Origin of the sequence: Nonomuraea sp. NPDC050733, from assembly GCF_040654215.1 — a bacterium.
Classification (GTDB): domain Bacteria; phylum Actinomycetota; class Actinomycetes; order Streptosporangiales; family Streptosporangiaceae; genus Nonomuraea.
Genome location: NZ_JBFAHO010000009.1, coordinates 121,860 through 144,775, shown reverse-complemented (window position 1 = coordinate 144,775; position 22,916 = coordinate 121,860). Strand labels below are relative to the sequence as shown.

At 72.1% G+C, this 22,916-nt stretch carries 18 protein-coding genes, 2 pseudogenes and 1 riboswitch; of the genes and pseudogenes, 12 read left to right on the top strand and 8 right to left on the bottom strand.

The features are described from left to right. The first annotated feature begins 101 nt into the window (after positions 1-101). The 9 genes and pseudogenes from AB0H64_RS18180 to AB0H64_RS18140 all read left to right on the top strand — a co-directional run. Complete coding sequence (locus AB0H64_RS18180) at positions 102-683, top strand: CDP-alcohol phosphatidyltransferase family protein (RefSeq protein ID WP_357625461.1); 582 nt, start codon at positions 102-104, stop codon at positions 681-683. Positions 684-687: 4 nt separating this feature from the next. Continuing rightward, on the top strand, positions 688-3,192 hold the full coding sequence (locus AB0H64_RS18175) for a mannose-1-phosphate guanyltransferase (RefSeq protein ID WP_357625458.1): 2,505 nt from the start codon (positions 688-690) through the stop codon (positions 3,190-3,192). A gap of 374 nt (positions 3,193-3,566) precedes the next feature. Then, positions 3,567-4,079, top strand: coding sequence for an FHA domain-containing protein (locus tag AB0H64_RS18170; RefSeq protein WP_357625455.1), 513 nt, complete (start codon positions 3,567-3,569; stop codon positions 4,077-4,079). 23 nt (positions 4,080-4,102) lie between these two features. Further along, positions 4,103-4,738 carry a MerR family transcriptional regulator gene (locus AB0H64_RS18165; RefSeq protein WP_357625452.1) on the top strand — a complete coding sequence of 212 codons (636 nt, stop codon included), beginning with the start codon at positions 4,103-4,105 and terminating at the stop codon, positions 4,736-4,738. A 190-nt stretch (positions 4,739-4,928) separates the two neighbouring features. Then, positions 4,929-5,399: a bifunctional nuclease family protein gene (locus AB0H64_RS18160; RefSeq protein WP_090771501.1), complete on the top strand. Its 471-nt coding sequence runs from the start codon at positions 4,929-4,931 to the stop codon at positions 5,397-5,399. Between the two features lie 148 nt (positions 5,400-5,547). Then, a complete protein-coding gene (locus AB0H64_RS18155; protein WP_357625448.1) occupies positions 5,548-6,168 on the top strand; it encodes a MerR family transcriptional regulator in 621 nt (206 codons plus the stop codon). A 19-nt stretch (positions 6,169-6,187) separates the two neighbouring features. Further along, positions 6,188-6,283: riboswitch (glycine riboswitch) on the top strand. 152 nt (positions 6,284-6,435) lie between these two features. Further along, the gene (gene gcvP / locus AB0H64_RS18150) at positions 6,436-9,297 is read left to right on the top strand and encodes an aminomethyl-transferring glycine dehydrogenase (protein ID WP_357625446.1); all 2,862 of its coding nucleotides are present in this window, start codon (positions 6,436-6,438) and stop codon (positions 9,295-9,297) included. Positions 9,298-9,502: 205 nt separating this feature from the next. After that, on the top strand, positions 9,503-10,312 hold the full coding sequence (locus AB0H64_RS18145) for a hypothetical protein (RefSeq protein WP_357625443.1): 810 nt from the start codon (positions 9,503-9,505) through the stop codon (positions 10,310-10,312). A gap of 196 nt (positions 10,313-10,508) precedes the next feature. Then, positions 10,509-11,972, top strand: a pseudogene (locus tag AB0H64_RS18140) (BTAD domain-containing putative transcriptional regulator); the annotation flags it as partial. 1,686 nt (positions 11,973-13,658) lie between these two features. On the opposite strand, the gene AB0H64_RS18135 reads toward AB0H64_RS18140, so the two are convergent. Next, on the bottom strand, positions 13,659-14,495 hold the full coding sequence (locus AB0H64_RS18135; RefSeq protein ID WP_357625440.1) for an ABC transporter permease: 837 nt from the start codon (positions 14,493-14,495) through the stop codon (positions 13,659-13,661). After that, the gene (locus AB0H64_RS18130; protein WP_357625437.1) at positions 14,492-15,532 is read right to left on the bottom strand and encodes an ATP-binding cassette domain-containing protein; all 1,041 of its coding nucleotides are present in this window, start codon (positions 15,530-15,532) and stop codon (positions 14,492-14,494) included. The genes AB0H64_RS18135 and AB0H64_RS18130 overlap by 4 nt, the downstream gene beginning before the upstream one ends. A gap of 189 nt (positions 15,533-15,721) precedes the next feature. On the opposite strand from AB0H64_RS18130, the gene AB0H64_RS18125 reads away from it, so the two are divergent. Then, the gene (locus tag AB0H64_RS18125) at positions 15,722-16,312 is read left to right on the top strand and encodes an alpha/beta family hydrolase (protein WP_357625434.1); all 591 of its coding nucleotides are present in this window, start codon (positions 15,722-15,724) and stop codon (positions 16,310-16,312) included. A gap of 321 nt (positions 16,313-16,633) precedes the next feature. Here AB0H64_RS18125 and AB0H64_RS18120 read toward each other — a convergent pair whose 3' ends face one another. Beyond that, positions 16,634-16,825 carry a DUF5999 family protein gene (locus AB0H64_RS18120; RefSeq protein ID WP_175590377.1) on the bottom strand — a complete coding sequence of 64 codons (192 nt, stop codon included), beginning with the start codon at positions 16,823-16,825 and terminating at the stop codon, positions 16,634-16,636. Positions 16,826-17,150: 325 nt separating this feature from the next. Further along, positions 17,151-17,711, bottom strand: coding sequence for a TetR/AcrR family transcriptional regulator C-terminal domain-containing protein (locus AB0H64_RS18115; protein WP_357625430.1), 561 nt, complete (start codon positions 17,709-17,711; stop codon positions 17,151-17,153). A gap of 113 nt (positions 17,712-17,824) precedes the next feature. Here AB0H64_RS18115 and AB0H64_RS18110 point away from each other — a divergent pair, with 113 nt between their 5' ends. Together AB0H64_RS18110 and AB0H64_RS18105 are read left to right on the top strand one after the other, a co-directional pair. Beyond that, complete coding sequence (locus AB0H64_RS18110) at positions 17,825-18,223, top strand: hypothetical protein (RefSeq protein WP_310709868.1); 399 nt, start codon at positions 17,825-17,827, stop codon at positions 18,221-18,223. A 148-nt stretch (positions 18,224-18,371) separates the two neighbouring features. After that, positions 18,372-18,762, top strand: a pseudogene (locus AB0H64_RS18105) (alcohol dehydrogenase catalytic domain-containing protein); the annotation flags it as partial. Between the two features lie 124 nt (positions 18,763-18,886). Here the strand turns inward: AB0H64_RS18105 and AB0H64_RS18100 are convergent. The 4 genes from AB0H64_RS18100 to AB0H64_RS18085 all read right to left on the bottom strand — a co-directional run bounded on the left by AB0H64_RS18100 (position 18,887) and on the right by AB0H64_RS18085 (position 22,762). Further along, positions 18,887-19,294 (bottom strand): PPOX class F420-dependent oxidoreductase, encoded by a 408-nt coding sequence (locus AB0H64_RS18100; protein ID WP_357625426.1) that lies wholly within the window; start codon positions 19,292-19,294, stop codon positions 18,887-18,889. Between the two features lie 155 nt (positions 19,295-19,449). Next, a complete protein-coding gene (locus AB0H64_RS18095) occupies positions 19,450-20,922 on the bottom strand; it encodes an RNA polymerase sigma factor (RefSeq protein ID WP_357625423.1) in 1,473 nt (490 codons plus the stop codon). Between the two features lie 178 nt (positions 20,923-21,100). Next, positions 21,101-21,475, bottom strand: a complete 375-nt coding sequence (locus tag AB0H64_RS18090) for a hypothetical protein (RefSeq protein WP_357625420.1) — start codon at positions 21,473-21,475, stop codon at positions 21,101-21,103. Positions 21,476-21,616: 141 nt separating this feature from the next. Further along, entirely contained in the window at positions 21,617-22,762 is a 1,146-nt protein-coding gene (locus AB0H64_RS18085) for an AMP-binding protein (RefSeq protein WP_357625417.1), read from the bottom strand. Between the last annotated feature and the right edge of the window lie 154 nt (positions 22,763-22,916).

Sequence of the window (22,916 nt, the reverse complement as noted above, 5' to 3'; positions counted from 1 at the left end):
GGGCACACCCACACCGGGCACACCCACGCGCTCCTCCGTGCCGGGGAACACCCGCCGGACGGGCCCGCTGCCCGGACATACGACGCAGTAGGGTCTCCAGCGTGAGCGAAACTTCCGCCGAGGACCGGATCTGGACGGTCCCCAACCTGCTGAGCTTCCTGCGACTCCTCGGCGTGCCCGTGTTCCTCTGGCTGGTTCTCGGGCCCCGGGCGGACGGGTGGGCCATCGGGGTCCTGGCGGTCGCCGGGTTCACCGACTGGCTCGACGGGAAGATCGCTCGCGCCTTCAACCAGACGAGCAGACTCGGGCGGATCATCGACCCGGCCGCCGACAAGCTGTACGTGTTCGCGACCATCCTGGCGCTGCTGGTGCGGGAGGTCATCCCGTGGTGGCTGGTGGCCCTGATCCTCGCGCGTGAGCTCTTCGTCGCATGTTTCTTCCCCGTACTCCGCAAACACGGCTACAGGGCACTTCAAGTGCATTTCCTCGGTAAAGCGGCCATGTTCAATCTCATGTACGCCTTCCCGCTCCTCTTCCTCGCCTCCCACGCCGGGTGGTATGCCGAGATGGCACGTGTCACAGGATGGGCCTTCGCCGTGTGGGGAACAGGTCTGTACTGGTGGGCGGGCGTGTTGTACGCCGTTCAGGTGCGCCGGCTCATAACTGCGACCACAAAGGAGTGATCGGGTGAAGGCGGTCGTCATGGCGGGCGGGGAGGGCACTCGGCTGCGTCCGATGACCGCCAACCAGCCCAAGCCACTGCTTCCCGTGGTCAACCGGCCGATCATGGAGCACGTGTTGCGCCTGCTCAAGCGGCACGGGGTGACCGAGACGGTGGTCACGCTCCAGTTCCTCGCCGCGCTCGTGCGCAACTACTTCGGCGACGGCGACGAGCTGGGCATGAGCCTGCAGTACGCCACCGAGGACATCCCGCTGGGCACGGCCGGGAGCGTCAAGAACGCCGCCGACCGGCTGCGGGACGACCGTTTCCTGGTGATCTCCGGCGACGCCCTCACCGACATAGATTTGTCGGATATGGTGCGTTTTCACCGAGAAAATGGGTCTCTTATTACCATTGGGTTGAAACGCGTACCGAATCCGCTGGAGTTCGGGATCGTCATCATCGACGAGGCGGGGCGCGTGCAGCGCTTCCTGGAGAAGCCCACCTGGGGCCAGGTCTTCTCCGACACCGTCAACACCGGCGTCTACGTCATGGAGCCCGAGGTCCTCGACCACGTGGCCGCGGGGGAGCCCGTCGACTGGTCCGCCGACGTCTTCCCCCGCCTGCTGGAGAGCGGCGCCCCCATCTTCGGCTACGTCGCCGACGGCTACTGGGAGGACGTCGGCACCCACGAGAGCTATCTCAAGGCCCAGGCCGACGCCCTGTCCGGCAAGGTCAGGCTGGACGTCGGCGGCTTCGAGCTGTCACCGGGCGTCTGGGTGGCCGAGTCGGCCTCCGTCGACCCCGACGCGGTGCTCAAGGGACCGCTGCTCATCGGCGACTACGCCAAGGTCGAGGCGGGCGCCGAGCTGCGCGAGTTCACCGTGCTGGGCAACAACGTGGTCGTGCGCGAGGGCGCCTTCCTGCACCGGGCCGTCGTCCACGACAACGTCTACCTCGGCCCCGGCGCCCATCTGCGCGGCTGCGTCGTCGGCAAGGGCACCGACGTGATGGCGGGCGCCCGCATCGAGGAGGACGCCGTCATCGGCGACGACTGCGTCATCGAGCCCGAGGCGTACATCTCCAGCGGCGTCAAGGTCTACCCGTTCAAGACCATCGAGGCGGGGGCCGTCGTCAACACCAGCGTCATCTGGGAGTCGCGCGGACAGCGCAGCCTGTTCGGGACGCGCGGCGTCAGCGGGCTGGTCAACGTCGAGATCACCCCCGAGCTGTGCGTACGGCTGGCCAGTGCCTACGCCACCACCCTGAAGAAGGGCGCGTACGTCGTCACCTCGCGCGACTCCTCGCTCGCGGCCAGGGCGCTCAAGCGGGCCGTGATCAGCGCGCTCACCGCCAGCGCCATCAACGTGCTCGACCTGGAGGCCGCCCCGCTGCCCGTGGCGCGCTTCCACACCGCCCGCGACGCGGCGGCCGGCGGCATCGCCCTGCGCACCACCGCCGGCGACCCGCAGAGCGTGGACATCGTCATCATGGACGACCGGGGCGCCGACCTGTCCGCCGCCGCCCAGCGCAAGCTGGAACGGGTCTTCTCCCGCCAGGAGTTCCGGCGGGCCTTCCCCGGCGAGATCGCCGAGCTGACCTACCCGGCGCGCGTCGTCGAGGACTACACCCACGAGCTGATGCGCCGGATCGACATGAGCGGCATCGCCGGCATGAAGGTGGTCGTGGACTGCGCCGGCGGGACCTCCTCCTTGGTCCTGCCGACCCTGCTCGGCCGCGTCGGCGTCGAGGTGCTCACGGTCAACGCCCGGCTCGACGACGCCTCGCCGACCGAGACGCTGGCCGAGCGCCGCCGGGACCTGCAACGCCTGTCGGAGCTCGTCAGCTCCTCCCGCGCCGCGTTCGGCGTCCGCTTCGACCCGGTCGGCGAGCGGATCGCGCTGGTGGACGAGATGGGGCAGCTCATCGGCGAGGAGCGGGCCCTGCTCGTGGTGCTCGACCTCGTGGCCGCCGAGCGCCGGGGCGGGCAGGTGGCGCTGCCGGTCACCACCACCCGGGTGGCCGAGCAGGTGTGCCGCTTCCACGGCGTGCAGGCGCAGTGGACCTCCACCGCCCTGGACGCCCTCACCTCGGCCGCCGCCGGCGAGGACATGATCTTCGCGGCGGACGGGCGGGGCGGCTTCGTCGTGCCCGAGTTCAGCCCGGCCATCGACGGGCTGGCCGCGTTCATGCGGCTGCTCGGCCTGGTGGCCCGAACCCGGCTGTCACTCAGCCAGATCGACGCCCGCATCCCCGAGGCGAGGCTGCTCAAGCGCAGCGTGCCGACGCGCTGGGCGGCCAAGGGGGCGGTCATGCGCTCGGTCATCGAGGCGGTGGAGGCCTCCGGGGAGGGACAGCGCATCGACACGACCGACGGGGTGCGCGTCGTCGGAGAGGACGGGGCCTGGGTGCTGATCCTGCCCGCCGCCACCGAGCCGGTCACCGATCTGTGGGCCGAGGCCCACGACATGGACACGGCCCAGGCCCTCATCGAGCGCTGGGCCCGCATCGTCGAGGCCGCCGCCTCCTGAGCGTCCCCTGAGGGCACCCTGTGCGTCTTCTGTGCGTCTCCTGGGTGTTTTCCGCGCGTCTCCCAGGCCCTTTACGCCCTGAGACCGGGGAAGGGGCGCCTTTTGGCCAGCTCTTGAGAGGAATGTCACCGCGTGTAACGGCCTCAAGGGTTCGCGCGGCGCCCGGCAAGATCGTATTGTGTAAAGGTGCGGCGGCATGGACCATCAGGCGCGGGCGGCGGTAGCTTTGTCACCGTCCGAACCTGTCGTCCAGCGCCCCGCCTTGACCTTTGCCGTTCAGCAGCGTAAGTTGCGGCATTCGCAAACTTGAAGAGCGAAGCGAGGCGCGCCGAGCACCGTCGCCGCGTCTTCGCGGTAGGAGGCCGAGCCGATCGATGCCGAGCGTCTACTGCACGCAGTGCGGGCACGCCAACCCCGAGGATGCCCGTTTCTGTTCCCGCTGTGGGTCACCGCTGGCCAGAGCCGAGGTCGCCGGGGACACCACCTCGACGATCTCCGTAGCGGGAATCGAGGCGTACGAGGCTGAGACAGGCGACATGCTCCTCGCCGAGCGGGCGCTGGTGGAGCAGCTGCCGCCCGGCACGGCGTTGCTCACCGTGACCAGGGGTCCCAACCAGGGGAGCCGGTTCCGCCTCGACAAGGACCTCACCACCACCGGCCGCCACCCGGAGAGCGACATCTTCCTCGACGACATCACGGTCTCGCGCCGTCATGTCGAGTTCTACCGGCACCGGGGCGGCCAGTTCTCGGTGCGCGACGTGGGCAGCCTCAACGGCACGTACGTCAACAGGGAGCGCATCGAGGAGGTGCCGCTGCACTCGGGCGACGAGGTGCAGATCGGCAAGTTCCGTCTGCTGTTCCTGATGCGGACCGCCGCCACAGCATGAGTTCGCAGGCGGCGCGCTCGCACATGAGCATCGGGGAGGTGCTCGCCCTCCTGCGGGGCGAGTTCCCCGACGTCACGATCTCCAAGATCCGGTTCCTGGAGGGCGAGGGCCTCATCGAGCCCGAGCGGAGCCCGTCGGGCTTCCGCAAGTTCACCCACCTGCACGTGGAGCAGCTGCGCTACATCCTCACCGAGCAGCGCGACCACTACCTGCCGCTGCGGGTGATCAAGGACAAGATGGCCGAGGACTTCGGCCGCCCGCGCGCCGTTCCCGACGCGGACGCCGAGCCGGAGATCCGGCTCAGCCGCGCCGAGCTGCTGGAGACGGCCGGGATCGACGACGAGACGCTCACCGAGCTGGAGGACTACGGGCTGCTCGCGGCCCGCGCCCGGCGCTACGACGAGGACGCCCTGACCGTGGCGCGCACCGTCGGGGCGCTGGCCCGCTTCGGCCTGCACGCCCGCCACCTGCGCGCCGTCAAGGCGGCGGCCGAGCGGGAGTGCGGCCTGGTTGAGCAGGCGGTCGCACCGGTGCTCAAGCGGCGCGGCCCGGGTGCCATCGGCGAGGCCGACGAGGCGGCCAGGGAGCTGTCGGCGCTGCTGCTGGACCTGCACGCCGCGCTGGTCCGCGAGGGCGTGCGCACCGTCCTGGGACGCTGACCCCGGCCGGCCCGGTCCACCGGCCCGCCCCACCGGCCCTCCCCGCCGGGCCTGACGGCCGGGCCCGTCGGTGAGATTCGGGACCGCACCGGCGGGACATACGGCACCCGCCGGGTGTTACGTTGAAATGCATAAGCGAACCAGCAATGAGCTGTGCCGGGTCGCCGGCCAGTCGAATACGGAGCAGCCCGTGTTGCAGATGGAGGTCGTGGGCGTTCGGGTAGAAATGCCCACAAATCAGCCGATCGTCCTGCTCAAGGAGGCACACGGGGAGCGGTTCCTGCCCATCTGGATCGGCATGACCGAAGCCACGGCCATCGCGCTGGCCCAGGCGGAGGAGCCCCCGCCCAGGCCCCTGACGCACGACCTGTTCAGAGACGTGCTGAGCGCGCTGGGCGTCGGCCTGCGCGCCGTCAACATCGTCGCCCTGCGCGATGGGATCTTCTTCGCCGACCTGGTGTTCTCCAACGGCGTCGAGGTCAGCGCCCGGCCGTCCGACTCGATCGCCCTGGCCCTGCGCACCGGGGCGCGCATCTTCGCCAGCGAGGAGGTCGTCCAGGAGGCCGGTGTGATCATCCCCGACGACCAGGAGGACGAGGTGGAGAAGTTCAGGGAGTTCCTTGACACGATCACCCCCGAGGACTTCGGCAGGGCGGGGTAGGTATTTCAGTGCATTTACGCTTCACGACGCGCCGAGCCGGATCGTTGACTGAGCATGGTCACGGTCCTACGGTGCAAGTGAAACCCGTGGCCGCCTTTTTACGAACCCCCAGATCAGGTCACGGGATGAGAGAAAGCCGGAGGTCCGCGTGGCGGTCAGCAGCGGCGAGGGAAAGACGGCCGGCCAGGAAGACTCGGTACGGCGCGAGAGCGCGCGTCAGCGTGCCGGGGAGCAGGGACTGCTCTTCGACGAGCGGCCGGCGTCGCTGCCGGCTGACATCGGATACCGTGGCCCGACGGCCTGCGCGGCGGCCGGCATCACCTACCGGCAGCTGGACTACTGGGCACGCACCGGACTGGTCGAGCCCACGATAAGAGCGGCGCAGGGCTCCGGCTCGCAGCGGCTCTACAGCTTCCGCGACATCCTGGTGCTCAAGGTCGTCAAGCGGCTTCTCGACACCGGGGTCTCCCTCCAGCAGATCCGTACGGCCGTGCAGCACCTGCGTGAGCGCGGGGTGGCCGACCTCGCCCAGATCACGCTCATGAGCGACGGCGTCAGCGTCTACGAGTGCACCTCGGCCGACGAGGTGATCGACCTGCTCCAGGGCGGTCAGGGCGTCTTCGGCATCGCCCTCGGCCGGGTCTGGCGCGAGGTCGAGGGCTCCCTCGCGGAGCTGCCGGGGGAACGAGCGGCGGTCGCGGACTCCGTCCCGGCCGACCACCCCGCTGACGAGCTGGCCCAGCGGCGGCGTGCGCGCCGCACAGGGTAATGTGAGAGCGCAAGGCTGACGACCCCGTGCGGGAGAGTCCCCGGGCTTCGTCCCTGGGGCGCCGAAGGAGCAACCCTCCCCGGAATCTCTCAGGCACCTGTACCGCTCGGGTGAGGCGACTCTGGAAAGCAGGCGCGCCCGCCAGGCGCGTCTCACCGACGGTGCAAGCCCTCCGGGGTGAAGCTCTCAGGTCCGCATGACAGAGGGGGAGACCCGGCATACGCCCGCGCCCTGGCGCCGGTCTCCACAGCCTCGGGAGGCATCTCCATGACCGACCTGTCAGCTCCGCCGTTCTCGGCCCGGCACATCGGCCCCTCAGCCCCGGAGCAGCAGCGCATGCTCGAGGCCGTCGGCTTCGAGTCCGTGGCCGACCTCGTGGCGGTGGCCGTGCCCGAGGCCATCAGGGCCAAGGACCGGCTGAAGCTGCCCGCCGCGGTCGGCGAGACCGGCGCGATCGCCGAGCTGCGCGCGCTGGCCGGCCGCAACCAGGTCCTCACCTCCATGATCGGCCTCGGCTACCACGAGACGGTCACGCCCGCGGTCATCCGCCGCAACCTCCTGGAGAACCCCGGCTGGTACACCGCCTACACCCCGTACCAGCCCGAGATCTCCCAGGGCCGGCTGGAGGCGCTGCTCAACTTCCAGACCGTCGTCTCCGACCTGACCGGCCTGCCCGTCGCGGGCGCCTCCCTGCTGGACGAGGCCACGGCCGCCGCCGAGGCGATGACCCTGGCCCGGCGGGCCGGCAAGGTCAAGAGCCCCGTGTTCGTCGTCGACGCCGACACGCTGCCGCAGACCAAGGCGGTGCTCGCCACCCGCGCCGAGCCGCTCGGCATCGAGCTCGTCGAGCACACCCTGGAGGGCGAGCTGCCCGAGTGCTTCGGCGTGCTCGTCCAGTACCCCGGCGCCTCCGGCCGCCTGCGCGACTTCCGCGCGGTCGCCGAGGCCGCCCACGCCTCCGGCGCCCTCGTCGTGGCCGCCGCCGACCTGCTGGCGCTCACGCTCGTCGCCGCGCCCGGTGAGCTGGGCGCCGACATCGCCGTGGGGTCCTCCCAGCGCTTCGGCGTCCCGCTCGGCTTCGGCGGGCCGCACGCCGCGTACATGTCGGTGCGCGAGGGCCTGCAGCGGCAGATGCCCGGCCGACTGGTCGGCGTCTCCGTCGACGCTGACGGCGACCCCGCCTACCGGCTCGCGCTGCAGACCCGCGAGCAGCACATCCGCCGCGAGAAGGCCACCAGCAACATCTGCACCGCCCAGGTGCTGCTCGCCGTCATCGCCGGCATGTACGCCGTCTACCACGGGCCCGAGGGGCTGCGCCGCATCGCCGCCCGCACCCACCGGCACGCCGCCGCCCTGGCCGAGGCGCTGCGCCGCGGCGGCGTCGAGGTCGTCCACGGCGAGTTCTTCGACACCGTGCTGGCCCGCGTCCCCGGCAAGGCCGCCGACGTCGTACGGCTGGCGGCCGAGCGTGGCGTGAACGTGTGGCCCGCCGACGCCGACCACGTCGCCGTCGCCTGCTCCGAGACCACCACCGCCGATCACCTGGAGCGGGTCGCGTCGGCCTTCGGCGAGACGCTCGGCCACGAGTCCGCCTCCCGCGCCGAGCTGGACGCCTTGGTCGCCGACGAGGGCCTCGACCGGCTGCCCGCCGGGCTGGCCCGCGAGTCCGGCTACCTCACCCACCCGGTCTTCCACAGCCACCACTCCGAGACCGCGATGCTGCGCTACCTGCGCAGGCTCCAGGACAAGGACATCGCGCTCGACCGGTCCATGATCCCGCTCGGCTCCTGCACGATGAAGCTCAACGCGAGCACCGAGATGGAGCCGATCACCTGGCCCGAGTTCGCCGCGATCCACCCCTACGCGCCGATCGAGCAGGCCGCCGGCTACGTCGAGCTGGTCGAGACGCTGGAGCGCTGGCTGGCCGAGATCACCGGCTACGACGCGGTCTCCATCCAGCCCAACGCCGGGTCCCAGGGCGAGCTGGCCGGGCTGCTGGCCATCCGCGCCTACCACCGGGCCAACGGCGACACCGGCCGCGACGTGTGCCTCATCCCGTCCTCCGCCCACGGCACCAACGCCGCCAGCGCCGTCATGGCCGGCATGCGCGTCGTCGTCGTGGCCTGCGACTCCGAGGGCAACGTCGACCTGGCCGACCTCGACGCCAAGATCGCCAAGCACCGCGAGACGCTCGCCGCCATCATGGTGACCTACCCGTCCACGCACGGCGTGTACGAGGAGGCCATCACCGAGATCTGCGCCAAGGTCCACGACGCCGGCGGCCAGGTCTACGTCGACGGGGCCAACCTCAACGCGCTGGTCGGCCTGGCCAAGCCCGGCGAGTTCGGCGCGGACGTGTCCCACCTCAACCTGCACAAGACGTTCTGCATCCCGCACGGCGGCGGCGGGCCCGGCGTCGGCCCCGTGGCCGTCCGCGAGCACCTGGCCGGCTACCTGCCCGGCCACCCGCTGCACAACGACTCGCCGGTCGGCCCGGTCTCGGCCGCCCCGTACGGCTCGGCCGGCATCCTGCCGATCTCCTGGGCCTACATCCGCATGATGGGCTCCGACGGGCTCACCGCGGCCACCGAGCAGGCCATCCTGTCGGCCAACTACCTCGCGCGGCGGCTGGCCCCCCACTTCCCGGTCCTCTACACCGGGCGCGGCGGGCTGGTGGCGCACGAGTGCATCATCGACCTGCGCCAGATCACCAAGGAGACCGGCGTCACCGTCGACGATGTCGCCAAGCGGCTCATCGACTACGGCTTCCACGCGCCGACCATGTCGTTCCCCGTGGCGGGCACGCTCATGATCGAGCCGACCGAGAGCGAGGACGTCGCCGAGCTCGACCGGTTCGCCGACGCCATGATCGCCATCCGCGCGGAGATCGCCAAGGTGGCCTCCGGCGAGTACGACATGAACGACAACCCGCTGCGCAACGCCCCGCACACCGCCGAGGCCGTCACCGCCGACGAGTGGACCCACCCCTACACCCGCACCGAGGCCGCCTACCCGGTGTCCTCGCTGCGCGACGGCAAGTACTGGGTGCCGGTGCGCCGCATCGACCAGGCCTACGGTGACCGCAACCTGGTGTGCTCCTGCCCGCCTCTGGAGGCGTACGAGGACTGACGTCCCGCTGTCACCGCGCGTCCCGCACGCCCGGTCCCGCCACGGCCCCTTCCCGCTCGTCGGGGAGGGGCCGCGGCGTTCCCCGCGGGGGAGGTGTCGCGGGGGTGCGGTTCCCGTGGCCGGGCCCGGCCAACCGGGACAAGTCGGCAGACATGATCGCCAGAAGTCGTTAGGCTCGGTCCGATCGTCGCCGAAGGAGCCATCTTTGACGTCCTCAGAGCTGCGGACCCCGCCTCTCGACACCGCCCGCCGCCTGGCCGAGGACGGCGACCTCGACGGCGCCGCGGCCATCCTGTCCGAGCTGGCGGCCGACCCCGACGAGCCCGACCGGGCGCAGGCCGCCGTGGGCCTGGCCGTGGTGCTGGAGGAGCGCGGCGACCTCGACGGCGCCCGCGCCGCGGCCCGGGCCGCGCTCGCCACCGGCCACCCCGAGTACGCGGCGCAGGCGGCCTGCCACCTGGCGCAGGGCTTCGAGCGGGAGGGCCGGGCCGAGCAGGCACGCGGCGCGTGGCAGGCCGTGCTGGGACTCGGCACCGCCGCGTACGTGCCGCTGGCCCACCTCGCGCTGGCCCGGCTCGCCGTACAGGCCGGAGCGCTGGACGAGGGTGAGGCGTCGCTGCGCGAGGCAGGCGCGGCGGCGGTGGCGGCCGGCGACGACGAGACGGCCGCGCACGCCGCGCAGCAGCTCGCCGACCTGATGCTGGAGCGCGGCGAGCCGGGGGAGGCGGCCGAGGTGCTGCTCGACGCGCTGGAGGCCGCACCGGCCGAGGTGGCGCCGCGGCTGCGGGTCCAGCTCGGGATCGCCCACCTGGAGATGGCGTGCGCCGAGTTCGCGGGGGCCGTCGAGGACGGCGCCGACGCGGGGACGAGCGCCCTCGCCATCGAGCTGCTGGCCCGCACACTTCCCTTACGGGGGCGGGACGACGACGCCGCGCACGTCTGGGCGTACGGGCTGGACCACGAGGACGAGACGCTGGCCGCCGACGTCCGCCTCCGCCGCGACCGCGACACGTGACGACCCTCTCCGGGTGCGCAGGGCGGCCAGGTACGGCGCCGCGGCTGCGGGGCGCTGGTCGTCCGGGGGCGAGCCCGCGGGCGCTGCGGCTCGACGCGCTCCGCCCGGCACCGGAGGGTCAGGCCGCGATCATCACGAGTCGAGATACTCGCGGTCAGCCTGCTCCACGCGGGTGACTCCTCCGTAAGCTGAGGGGGTGTCCCCCGCACTGGTCCTGCTCGACGGCGTTCGATGGCGGGGCGTGCGCGTGGTCGGCGACCGCGCGCGGACCCTGCTGGCCCTGCTCGCCCTGTCCGGGCGCGCAGGGGTCAGCGACGAGCGCCTGGTCGAGGAGTTGTGGCCCGACGAGACGCCGGCCAACCCGACCAAGGCGTTGCAGGTGGTCGTCTCGCGGACCAGGGCGGCGACCTGCGCCGATGCCGTGGTGCGGATCCCGCGTGGTTACCGCCTCGGGCTGCCCGCCGACCAGGTGGACGCGCTGCTGCTCGGCGCGCTGGTGGAACAGGCGCGGGCCGCGCTGGCCGAGGACGACACGGCGCTCGCGCGTCGCCGCGCCGAAGAGGCCATGGGTCTCGTGGCCGGCGGCATGGACGGCGGCACGGGCGCGCTCGCCGATCTGAGGGGCGTCGCAGCGGGACGGGTGTCCGAGGCGCGACGGGTGGCGGCGCTCGCGCAGGGCCGGAGCGGCGCCCACGACAAGGCGCTGCCGCTGCTGGAGGAGGCCGCGGCCGATCGGCCGCACGACGAGGAGCTGCTCGCCTGCCTGCTGCGCAGCGAGGCCGCCGTACGTGGCGCCGCCGCGGCTCTGGAGCGCTACGAGCGGTACCGCGCGGGCCTGGTGGCGCGGCTCGGCACGGAGCCAGGGCCGGAGCTCGCCCGCGTGTACGCCGCGCTCCTCGTCGCGGATCGGCCGGTCCGCGAGGGCATCCTGTACGACGGTTCCTCGCTGCTCGGCCGCGACGGCGACATCCGTGCGGTGCACGCCCTGCTGCAGACCAACCGGGTGGTCTCCGTCATCGGTCCCGGCGGGCTGGGCAAGACGCGGCTGGCTCATGTCGTCGGCAGGAACGCCGCGCAGCCCGTCGCTCACTTCGTCGAGCTGGTCGGCGTCTCCTCGCCGGAGGGCGTGGTGGGCGAGGTGGGCTCGGCGCTCGGGGTCCGGGACTCGGTCAGCGGGCGTCGTGCCCTGAGCGCCGAGCAGCGCTCCGACGTTCGCGCCCGCATCGCCCAGCATCTCGACCAGGCTCCGGCGCTGCTCATCCTGGACAACTGCGAGCATGTGATCGAGGCCGTCGCCGACCTGGTGGCGTTCCTGACCGTGACGACCCGCGACCTGCGGGTCCTCATCACCTCGCGCGCCCCCCTGTCGATCCCCGCCGAACGCGTCTACCTGCTCGGCGAGCTGCGCACGGGCGACGCGGTGGAGCTGTTCCGCCAGCGCGCCACGGCCGCCCGCCCGGGGGTCCGGATCGACGAGAGGGTGGTCGAGGACGTCGTCGCGCGCCTCGACGGGCTGCCGCTCGCGATCGAGCTGGCCGCGGCCAAGGTGCGGGTGATGTCGGTGGAGGAGATCGCGCGGCGGCTGGCGGACCGGTTCGCTCTCCTGCGCGGCGGGAACCGTGCGGCTCCGGACCGGCACCAGACGCTGCTCGCGGTCATCGACTGGTCGTGGAACCTGCTGGAGGAGCCGGAGCGGCGGGCGCTGCGGTGGTTGTCGCTGTTCGGCGACGGTTTCACGCTGGCCGCGGCCGAACACGTACTCGGCACGGACGCCCTGCACGTCGTGGACGCGCTGACCGAGCAGTCGATGCTGAGCGTCCGCGAGACGACGTACGGCCTGCGCTACCGGATGCTGGAGACCGTCAGGGAGTTCGGACGGATGCGGCTGAAGGAGGCCGGCGAGGAGGCGCCCGCGCGGGCGGCGCAGCGGGCCTGGGCGACGGCGTACGCCCTCGCACACGCGTTGGAGCTGTTCAGCCCGGCGCAGTTCGCGGCGGCCGACGCGTTGCACGCCGAGGAGAGCAACCTCGCCGATCTGCTCCGGCAGGCTCTCGGCGAGGCCGATCCCGTGACGACGGTCCAGTTGCTGGCAGGCGTCGGCGCGTTGTGGTCGATCCGCGGCGACCACGCCCGGATCTTCGTGCACCGGCACGCGATCGCCCAGGTGATCACCGGCTGGGTGCCGCCGCCGTGCCTGGTCGAGGTGGCCAGGGCCGCCATGCTGATCACGCTCGTGAACACCATGATCGTCAACGACCGCAGTGTCGATCCGCTCCGCGACTTCCTCCGTACGCTGCCCATCAGTGACACGACGAATTCCCGCGTGGCGGCGATGGCCACGGTGGCGCTCGCGTGCGACGGGGCCGACGGCGAGGTGCGCCACCGGCTGGCCGAGTTGTGCCGCAGCACGGACCATGACGTGGCCCTGGCGGCGACGCAGATGAGCGTCCACGCCTTGGAGAACGCGGGAGACGCGACCGGAGCGATCGAGGCCGCCGAGCGGACCCTGACGATGCTCCGCGAGGACGAGGGGCCGTGGTTCCCAGCGGTCATGCACGCCGAGCTGGCCCACCTCGCCATGCAGCTCGGCGACCGCCGGCGGGCGGTCGGACACGCGCGGACCGCCATCCCGGTGCTGAGCCGGCTCGGCGCCACCGACGACGAGACCCAGCTCCGCGCGGTGCTGCTGATCTCCGCGCTCGCCGACGGCGACCTCGGCACCGCGGAGAACGAGCTCGCCGAGATCAGCCGGATCAACGACAACGAGGCGGTGCTCGGCGGGGTGGCGATCGTCTCGTTGTGCGCGGCCGAGCTCGCCCTCGCCCGTGGCGAGACGGCCGCCGCGCTCGCGGAATACCGTCTGGCCGTCCAGCGGGCACAGGACATGCGCCTGCCCGGGGTGCCGCGCACGGACTTCACGCCGTGGACGATCATCGCGAGGTCGGTCACCCTGACGGCGTACGCGTACCACGCCCCGCCGGAAGACGTCCGGTACGGCGAGGAGCTGTTCGCCACCGCCCGGAGCTACGACCTGCTGACCTGGGGCAACCCCGTCATGGACTACCCGATGTGCGGCTCGATGATCTTCGCGCTCGGCGCCTGGGGGCTGCTGCGCGGAGCCATGGCCCCCCGCGACGCGATCGGGTTGCTGGTGCTGGCCGAGCGGTTCGCGTACAACAACACCATGCCCAGCATGGCCTTCGAGCGGATCGAACCGTACGCGGAGCGGGCCGCGCCCGGGATGATCGCCGCCGTGCGGGCCCGTTACGGCGACCGACGCGGCCCCGACCTGCTCGACGAGGCGCTGAGTCTCCTCGAGCAGGTCTCGGGCCGTGACGGGCGGAGGTCACATGTGCCGCTTGTAGCTGCGTACCGACAGCGGAGCGAAGATCGCGATGACGATCAGGCACGCCAGGAGCGTCCATGCCACCTCTCCGCTGACGAGGGCGCTGTTGGCCAGGTCGCGGGCGGCCGTGACCAGGTGTGAGACCGGGTTGACCCGGACGAACGCGGCCAGCCAGCCGGGCAGGGTCTCGACGGGGACGAAGGCGTTCGACAGGAACGTCAGCGGGAACAAGATCATCATGGAGATGCCCTGCACGGCCTGGGCACTCCGGGCGATCGTGCCGACCCAGGTGAAGACCCACGCCAGCGACCAGCCGGTGAAGATCGCCAGCAGGATCGCGGCGAGCACACCGCCCGCCCCGCCGCCCGGGCGGTAGCCCATCACCAGGCCCATGCCGAAGGTCAGAGTGGCCGCGATCGCGTAACGCAGCAGGTCGGCCACCATCGGGCCGGCGAGCGGCGCGATCCGGGCGATCGGCAACGACTTGAACCGGTCGAAGACGCCCTTCTCCATGTCCTCGCGCAGTTGCGTGCCCGTGGCCATGCACGTCGTCAACACGGTCTGGGCGAGGATGCCGGGGATCATCAGGGGCAGGTAGCTCTCCACGTCGCCGGCGATGGCGCCGCCGAAGATGAAGGCGAACATCGCGGTGAACAGGATGGGCTGCAGCGCCACGTCGAAGAACTGCTCCGGGTTGCGGCGCATCTTCTTGAGCGCCCGCCACGCCATCGTCAGGGTCTGGCTGAGCGTCTCCGCCAGTGAGACGCGCCGCCGGGCGGCCGCCACGCGGTCGGCGGCCCGGACCGCCTCGCGGGCGGGTGCGATCATGGTGCTCATCGGTTCTCCTCCGTGCCGGTCTCGTGCTCCCGGTCCCTCTTGTCCTCGTCCGCCTCGTGGCCGGTGAGGGCGAGGAACACCTCGTCCAGGCTGGGCTTGGCCACGCTCACCGAAGAGATCGACACCCCGGCGTTGCGCAGCGCGATCAGTACGTCGGCGGCCAGGTCGGCCTGGTCGAGGGCGACGTTGAGGCGGCCCTGCTCCGGGCTGAGGACCGGGTCGGAGCCGAGGACGCGCCGCACGACCTCCACGGCGGCGGGCACCTCGCCCGGCTCGGCGAGCAGCAACTGGAGGGCGGAGTTGCCGACCGCGGTCTTCAACTCGTCGGGGGTGCCCTCGGCGACCTTGCGGCCGTGGTCGATGACCGCGACGCGATCGGCGAGCTGGTCGGCCTCGTCCAGATACTGTGTGGTCAGCAGCACCGTGCAGCCGTCGGCGACCAGACCGCGGATGGTGTCCCACATCTGGCCGCGCGTGCGCGGATCGAGACCGGTGGTCGGCTCGTCGAGGAAGATCAGCGGTGGCCTGGTGATCAGGCTGGCCGCCAGGTCGAGGCGCCGGCGCATGCCGCCGGAGAACTGCGCGATCGGTTTGTCGGCGGCCTCCTCCAGGCCGAACTGGCCCAGCAGCTCGCCGGCGATGCGCCGGGCACGCGGCCCGGCGATGCCCTGCAGGCGGCTGAAGAGCCAGAGGTTCTCGCGGGCGGTCAGGTTCTCGTCGACCGACGCGTACTGTCCGGTGACGCCGACCAGTTGGCGGATCACGTGCGGGTTGCCGGCCACGTCGACCCCGAAGATCTCGGCACGGCCCGCGTCGATCGTCAACAGGGTGGCCAGCATCCGCAGGGTGGTGGTCTTGCCGGCGCCGTTCGGGCCGAGGACGCCGAAGATCTCACCGGGGCGGACGTCCAGGTCGATCCCGTCGACGGCGCGGTGCCGGCCGAACGTCTTCACCAGCCCTACCGCGTGTACGGCCAGATCGGTGCCCCCGTCGGAGGCCGGCCCGCCCCCGGTGCGGCCGAGTTCTGTGATGCTCATGGCTTCACTCTCGGTGGCGCCGGTTTCACGGCACCCTCGACCGGGTTTCACCGGTTTCAGGCAGAGCGCCGGTCGCCGTGACCTGGGTGGGATGCCCTCGCCCCTACGGTCGCCCGTTCTCAGGTGTCGACGAGGGGCGGCGGCGGGTCCGGGGTCCGGTCGTGGGGCGGAGCCCGATACGGTTCTCGCATGGAGGTCATGACGCCGCGCGGGCCCGCGTCGGTGCAGGTGGACGAGGCCGACAGGCCCCGGTTGCTGCTCGTGCTGACCCACGGGTCGGCCGGGGGAGTGGACGCGCCCGACCTGCTGGCCGTGCGCGACGCCGCCCTCGCGGCGGGGGCCAGCGTGGCTCGGGTGACGCAGCCGTTCAGGCTCGCCGGGGCCCGCGCTCCGGGCTCGGCGGCCCGGCAGGACGAGGCGTGGTGCGCCGTACTGGCCGAGCTGCGGTCGAAGGCGCCGGGCCTGCCGCTGGTGCAGGGTGGCCGGAGCAACGGGGCGCGGGTCGCCTGCCGTACCGCCAAGGACGTCGGGGCGGCGGCGGTGGTCGCCCTCGCGTTCCCGCTGCACCCGCCCGGCAGACCGGAACGCTCCAGAGCCGACGAGCTGCGCGGGGCGGGTGTGGACGTGCTCGTGGTGAACGGGGACCGCGATCCGTTCGGAGTGCCGGACGCCGCCGACGCGGCACGGCTCGTGGTGCTGCCGGGGGAGGGGCACGACCTGAAGAAGGACCCCGCCCGGGTGGGCGAGGTGGTCGCCGGCTGGATCATGTCGTACGCCTGACCCGGACGCCCGGACGGCCTGCGTACAGGTGGACGATCCGCGTAGGGCGCGTTGCGGGGGCCTTCCTGCGGCTGGGCGCGTGTCCGGTCTCTCGCTGGATCCTCCGCCGGGGTGGACCGTCCTCCGAGTGATCTCCACCGGGCCTCTACCAGGTGGCCCCCGCCCGAGTGGACGCTCTGCCCGGTACGGAGCGGCTGAGCCGCGGGTGTGGCCGGGGTGGTGACCGGGCGGCGCGTGCCCGGTGACCTCAGGCCCGTGACTTCAGGACTACGACGGCGGAGCCGTGACCGCCGTGTGGCCACGTCTGGTGAGGCGGCTCGCTCAGGCGGCGCCCACGACGGGGCGGTGCGGGGCGATGGCGGTGCCGCCCGGCAGCAGTTCCCCGGTGTCCTCGAACAGGACCACGCCGTTGCAGAGAAGGCTCCACCCCTGTTCGGGGTGGCACGCGACGGTGCGTGCGGCCTCACGGTCGGGCGCCTCGGCGGACGGACAGACCGGGTCGTGCGGGCACATCGGCGTGCCTCCGATATCTCGTGAAAAGCCCCCGTGGCACGGGAGCGGCTCGGGCTGTTGGACGTAGTAAGTGTGCGACGTATGTCACATAATCCGACATAGTCCGTTCGGACTGTTAGAGGAGGATGCGCGGATGGTGTGACCCTCGACACAGCGTGCCTTATGCAGGATAACGGTCCAAGCTCGACACGCCACTAGGTTCGCAACCCTTTGCCCGATCGCTGCGCGAGATCTCGACGAATGCGGCCTTTTCCTGCGGGGACGGCGGCCGGCGAGCTCCCGGCCGCCGTCGATCAGGGGAGCGCGGCGGGCCGGAGCGGCCCTTCTAGGCGCGCAGGCCCCTGAGCAGCGCGTCCAGGCCCCGCTCGAAGTCGGCGTCGGCGCGCTCGTCGCGGCGTACCCACTCGTCCACCTCGGGGTCGGCCCAGCCCGACTGCTGCACCTCCACCGCGACGCTGCCGAAGACGAACGCCCGAAGCGCCCGCACCGCCTCGGCCGCGTCGGGCAGGCCCGCCTCGGCGAGCTGGTCCGTCTGCTCCCTGATGGAGATCGCGGTGCCGCCCTTGGGCGGTTTGGTCAGCGCGAGCGCCAGCACGCCCGGGTGGTCGCGCAGCAGCTCGCGGCTGGCCCGGCACCACGCCCGGGCGGTGTCCTGCCACGTCCTCCCGGGCTCGACGTGGATGGCGGTGACGTGCTCGGCCAGCGCGTCCATCAGCGCCTCCTTGCCGAGCGGCAGGTGATGGTAGATGGCCATGGCCTCCACCTGCAGGGCGTCGCCGAGCCGGCGCATGGTGAGCCGGCGCAGGCCCTGCGTGTCGGCGATGTGCAGCGCGGTCTCGATGATGCGCTCACGGGACAGGGGAACGGGCGGCCTCTTGGCGGGCATGCGATGATCTTACTATGTAAAGGCGGTTGCCGTGGTCCGATGACGTGGTGTGTCGCGGAGAGGCGTACCCTTGTCGCGAACAACAGAGCGACTTGCGCGAAGGGGCAGAGCCGATGGCGTTTTTCCGTCCGCGGGTGAGCCGGGAGGCCGAGGTCCGCTACCACGCGGATCTGGAGATCTCCAAGAGCTATCCCGAGCTGCTGGAGAAGGCCAGGCAGGCCGAGCGGACGCTGCGTGAGCTGCGGGCCGCCGACGCCGACGAGGTGGAGCTGCTGGGCGCCGGGCTGGCGTTCGACAAGGCGCTGACCGAGGCGCTGCGGGGCGCCGAGGCGGGGCAGCGGTCCACGTTCGGCGTCCGGGCGTACGACGACCGCATCGCCCGCCGCAAGGCCAAGGCGACGCCCGCGGGGGCGATGTGGACGGCCGAGGTCGACCGGCTGCGCACGCTCCGCGAGGAGAACCGCATGTGGGGCATCCCCCGCATCCCGCGCCCGGTCCCCGCGGTCCGCTAGAGCCCGGCTCCAGCGCGTCCCGCGGCAAGGCAAGGCAGCACCGGCAGGGGCGGTCCGGCGGCTGGCAACGCAGCCCGGCAGGGCGGTCCGGCGGTCTCACCAGGCAGCGCGGCAGCAAACGGACGAGGTGTTCCGTTACGTGCGACGCATGAGAGCTGTTCAGTTTTCGGACTATGGCCCGGCCGGCGTCGTGCATGTCGCCGGGGTCGAGGAGCCGCATGCCGGGCCGGGGACGATCCGCATCGCCGTACGGGCGTCCGGATCGTCGACGGGAGAGACGTCCATCCGCTCGGGGAAGATGCGTGACGTGGTGCCCGTGACGTTCCCCTACCCGACCGGGTTCGACGCCGCCGGCGTGGTGGACGAGGTCGGCGACGGCGTCACGGGTGTCGGAGCCGGCGACGAGGTGTTCGGCATGACCGCGGCGACCGCGTCGCGGCGCCGACGCCGATCACGCGATCCTGGTCGTCTGGGCGCCGAAACCAGCCGTGTGGAGCTGGGAGGAGGCTGGTGGTGCCGCGGGCGGCGTCGACATGAGTGCCCTGGCGCCCAGTGGCCGAAGCCCCCGTGTGGCGGCGTTCACCGTCCGGGCCCTCTCCGACCGGGGTCAGGCCCCCGACGAGGAGTTTGCGCAGGAACTCGTCGAAGGCGCCACACGTGCTGTCAGGCCGCGTTGCCCGCCACCCGTCGCGGCGTGATCCGGATCGTCACGCGCACCGCTTCCGGAGGCAGTTGAAGGTATGCCTCGCCGGCCCCTTCGCCCTCGTACTTCTCCGCCAGCCTCGCCGCCAGCCGCCTGCCCTCGTCCTCGGTGACCGTCGCCACCCCTCGGATCTCGACGTACCTCTCGGGGTCCGCAAGGTCGAACACGCTGAGGCTGGCGCGTGGGTCCCGTTCCAGGTTCACGACCTTGCGCCTGCCGGCCTGGGAGGAGATGACCACGTCGTCGCCGTCGGTGCCCACCCAGACGACCGAGGTCTGGGGACTGCCGTCGGGGTTGAGGGTGGCGAGCACGCCGATGTTGGCGGCGTCGAGGATCTGCTTGGCGGAGTCGCTGAGGGTGACGCTCATGATCGGCAGCCTAATGTGACGGTCGCCTGCTCGGTCGGGCGGGCGCGGGCATGACAAAAGCCTCGGCCGTAGAGGCCGAGGCTTTCGGGGTGCGCCGGGTGGTGGCGCGGCCGGTCGTCGTCAGTGCGTGACGGCGGGTGCCGCGCCGCCGGGGGTCAGCTCGCCCAGTCGAGCAGCGGGCGGGTGTTGCTCGGGTGGCGCAGCTTGGACAGCGACTCCTTCTCGAGCTGACGGATGCGCTCCCGGGTCAGCCCCAGGTGCTTGCCGATCTCGTCGAGGGTGTGCGGCTTGCCGTCCACCAGGCCGAACCGCAGCGCCATGATCTTCGACTCGCGCGGCGAGAGGTTGTCGAGCACGCCCCGCAGCTGGTCGCCCAGCAGCTGGCGGTCGACGATCTCGGACGCCTCGGGGGAGTCGACGTCCTCGATGAGGTCGCCGATCGTGGTCTCGCCGTCCTCGCCGATCGTCGCGTTCAACGAGATCGGCTGGCGGCTGGTGCGCAGCAGCTCCTCGATCTGGTCGGGCGTCTTGTCCAGCTCCTTGGCCAGCTCCTCGGGCGTGGGCTCGCGGCCCAGGCGCTGGTGCATGTCGCGCTCGATGCGCGACAGCTTGGACAGCATCTCCAGCACGTGGACCGGCAGCCGGATCGTCCGGGCCGAGTCGGCGAAGCCGCGCTGTATGGCCTGGCGGATCCACCACATGGCGTACGTGGAGAACTTGAAGCCCTTGGTGTAGTCGAACTTCTCCACCGCCCTGATGAGACCCAGGTTGCCCTCCTGGACCACGTCGAGCAGCGACATGCCGCGGTCGGTGTACTTCTTGGCGACCGAGACGACCAGCCGGAGGTTGGCCTCCAGCATGTGGTCCTTGGCGTCCTTGCCGTCCTGGATGACCAGGTCGAGGTCCTCGCGGGCGGCGGGGGACAGGGTCGGGTCGGTCTCCAGCTTGTACTCGGCGTACAGGCCGGCCTCGATGCGCCGGGCCAGCTCGACCTCCTGGGCGGCGGTCAGCAGCGTGCGGCGGCCGATCGACTTGAGGTACGTGTGGACCGAGTCGCCCATGGCCGACTGGGTGTCGTCGAGGTCCATGACCTCGGTCTCCAGCTCGGGCTCCTCGGAGCTCATGGCGAGGGCTTCGGGGTCCGGCTCGGCGTCGGCGGACACCGGGGCGTCCGGGGCGGCCTTCACCGCGGGCCCGGCCGTGGAGCCGCCCGCGGACCTGCCGGTGGATCGGGTCGTGGACCTACCGGTGGACCGGCCGGTGGGCCTGGTGGACTTCGCGGAGACGGGCGCGTCGTCGTCGGGGGAGTCGGCCGAGGGAACGGCCGAGATGTCGGTCTTGGACCCGGCGACGCCGGAGCCGGTAGACTTCGGCTTGGCCGGGCGCTTGGTCGTGGTCTTCCTCGCGGCCGTGCGGGCGGGCCTGCCGAGGGACGGCTCGTCCTCCGCGGCCAGGCTGACACCCGCCTCGGTGAGCTCGCGCAGGATCGACCGGCCTTCGGCAGGGTTGATCCCGGCCTCGGCGAACGCGTGACGCAGTTCCGCGAGAGAAAGGTGACCCTGTGCTCGCCCTCGGTCAAGGAGCTGGTCGAGGGTCGCGGGTGGGGTCGCCACGGCGGTTCGGGGCATGAGGACACCTCCTCCATACGGAGTAGAAGCGATCAGGCAGATTGTGGTGGGGCGGTACGTGCCGCTCAGCGCACCAGTATCAATAACGCGATTTGCCGTTATTTGTTCCCGTTGGGAGGAAAAAGGGGCGGACCGCCTCTTTGGCGGCCCACCCCGCGTACGGCTGCCGGGCGGGCGGCTAGTGGCCGCTGACCTGGCCCGGGTCGCCGTCGGGGGTCACTCCCGAGGGGCCCTCGGTGACCTTCCCGGGCTCACCCTCGGGCATCGGCATGGGCTCGGCGCCCTCCATGCGCTCGTCGGTCCAGTAGTCGAGGACCGCGTCGGGGTCGGGGTTCACGTCCTTGGACACCACCACGTCGGGCGTGGACTCCGGAGCGGCCGACTCCCCGGCGAGCTCGGCCACGCGGGAACCGTCCACCTCCATCACCGCCCTGGTCTCCTCGGCGACCTGATCGAGCCTGCCCGCCGAGGCGGCCGCCGCGACCGAGACGCCGCCGACGACGATGACGCCGACGACCGCCGCGGATGCCCACATCTTGCGGGTCTGATCCATGAAGGCTCCTTCCTTGCTCTTCCCCACTATGACGCACCGGCTGGTCGTCAGGTTCCTGGGAGCGGCCCGTCCCAGGTGAAGCGGCCGCGACCCGGCCGGGCACAGGGAGACGGGCACAGGGAGACGGGCGCGGGCGCGTGCTCAGATCTGCGAGCGCAGCCGTACGAGGTCGGGCTTGCCGTTGGGCAGCAGGGGCAGGCCCGGCGTGAGGCGCAGCTCACGCGGCGCGGCGTAGGAGGGCAGCCGGTCGGCGCAGTAGGCGCGCAGCTGCGCCAGCGTCGGCGGGCGGGAGGGGTCGGCGGGCACCACCACGGCCACCACCACCTCGCCCCACTCGGGGTCGGCCCGGCCGACGACCGCCACGTCCGCCACCTCGGGGTGGCCCCCGAGCACCGTGGTCACGGCGCCCGCCACGACCTTCTCGCCGCCCGTGTTGATCACGTCGTCGGCCCGGCCCAGCACGCGCAGCCGTCCGCCGGACAGCTCGCCCAGGTCGGAGGTCACGAACCAGTCGCCGTCGCGCGGGACGGGCTCCCCCGAGCGGTACCCGGAGAACAGCACCGGCCCCGCCACGCGGATCCGGCCGTCGTCGCCCACCTTGACGTCCACGTGGTCGAGGGGCCGGCCGTCGTACACGCAGCCGCCGCTCGTCTCGCTCATCCCGTACGTCGTCACCAGCCGCGCGCCGAGGTCGCGCGCCTCGTCCAGCAGGCCGGGACGGGCCGCCGCGCCGCCGAGCAGGATCGTCGCGAACACCGACAGGTCGGCCCGCAGCTCGACCAGCCGGTGCAGCTGTGTCGGCACCAGCGAGACGTGGTCGGCGCCCGAGGCCAGCACCCGCTCCGGGTCGAACCGCTCGTGCACGACCGGCTCGGTCCCGCTGAGCAGCGCGCGGACGAGCACCTGGAGCCCGGAGACGTGGGAGGGCGGCAGGCAGCACAGCCACCGCTCACCTCTGGCCGCGCCGAGGCGCCGCAGGGACGCGGCGGCCGAGGCGCGCAGGGCCGCCGCCGAGAGCATGACGCCCTTGGGCGCGCCCGTGCTGCCGCTGGTGGCGATCACCACGGCGACGTCGGCCGGCACGCCGGAGCCGCCCTCCAGGGGCCGCCCGTCGACGTCGGAGGGGCGCAGGGCGGCGATCGCGGCGGCCTCCTGGCCCGGTGCGAGCGGCAGCACGGCCGGGCCGTCACCGCTCAGCGCGTCGCGCACCGCCGCGAACAGCTGGGGGCCCGGCGGCATGACGACGGCCCGCAACGGGCGATCCGGATGCGACGACGTGCTCGGCATGCTCGTAAGGTTAGTGGCGACAGATCGGTACTGACTCAGTGGTGACGCGGTGGTGGCAGGGCGGGACGCGCGACCCGGCACGGTCGATGGCACACGAGACGGCACGGTCGACAGCACAGGCGACAGCACAGGCGAGAGCACGGATGAAAGCGCG

Excerpts from the sequence above, each read along its gene's own strand:
- AB0H64_RS18125 (WP_357625434.1), top strand. The coding sequence starts at position 15,722 with ATGGAGGTCATGACGCCGCGCGGGCCCGCGTCGGTGCAGGTGGACGAG.
- AB0H64_RS18135 (WP_357625440.1), bottom strand. The coding sequence starts at position 14,495 with ATGAGCACCATGATCGCACCCGCCCGCGAGGCGGTCCGGGCCGCCGAC.
- AB0H64_RS18110 (WP_310709868.1), top strand. The coding sequence starts at position 17,825 with ATGGCGTTTTTCCGTCCGCGGGTGAGCCGGGAGGCCGAGGTCCGCTAC.
- AB0H64_RS18170 (WP_357625455.1), top strand. The coding sequence starts at position 3,567 with ATGCCGAGCGTCTACTGCACGCAGTGCGGGCACGCCAACCCCGAGGAT.
- gcvP (WP_357625446.1), top strand. The coding sequence starts at position 6,436 with ATGACCGACCTGTCAGCTCCGCCGTTCTCGGCCCGGCACATCGGCCCC.
- AB0H64_RS18100 (WP_357625426.1), bottom strand. The coding sequence starts at position 19,294 with ATGAGCGTCACCCTCAGCGACTCCGCCAAGCAGATCCTCGACGCCGCC.
- AB0H64_RS18115 (WP_357625430.1), bottom strand. The coding sequence starts at position 17,711 with ATGCCCGCCAAGAGGCCGCCCGTTCCCCTGTCCCGTGAGCGCATCATC.
- AB0H64_RS18130 (WP_357625437.1), bottom strand. The coding sequence starts at position 15,532 with ATGAGCATCACAGAACTCGGCCGCACCGGGGGCGGGCCGGCCTCCGAC.
- AB0H64_RS18090 (WP_357625420.1), bottom strand. The coding sequence starts at position 21,475 with ATGGATCAGACCCGCAAGATGTGGGCATCCGCGGCGGTCGTCGGCGTC.
- AB0H64_RS18120 (WP_175590377.1), bottom strand. The coding sequence starts at position 16,825 with ATGTGCCCGCACGACCCGGTCTGTCCGTCCGCCGAGGCGCCCGACCGT.
- AB0H64_RS18165 (WP_357625452.1), top strand. The coding sequence starts at position 4,103 with ATGAGCATCGGGGAGGTGCTCGCCCTCCTGCGGGGCGAGTTCCCCGAC.
- AB0H64_RS18095 (WP_357625423.1), bottom strand. The coding sequence starts at position 20,922 with ATGCCCCGAACCGCCGTGGCGACCCCACCCGCGACCCTCGACCAGCTC.
- AB0H64_RS18085 (WP_357625417.1), bottom strand. The coding sequence starts at position 22,762 with ATGCCGAGCACGTCGTCGCATCCGGATCGCCCGTTGCGGGCCGTCGTC.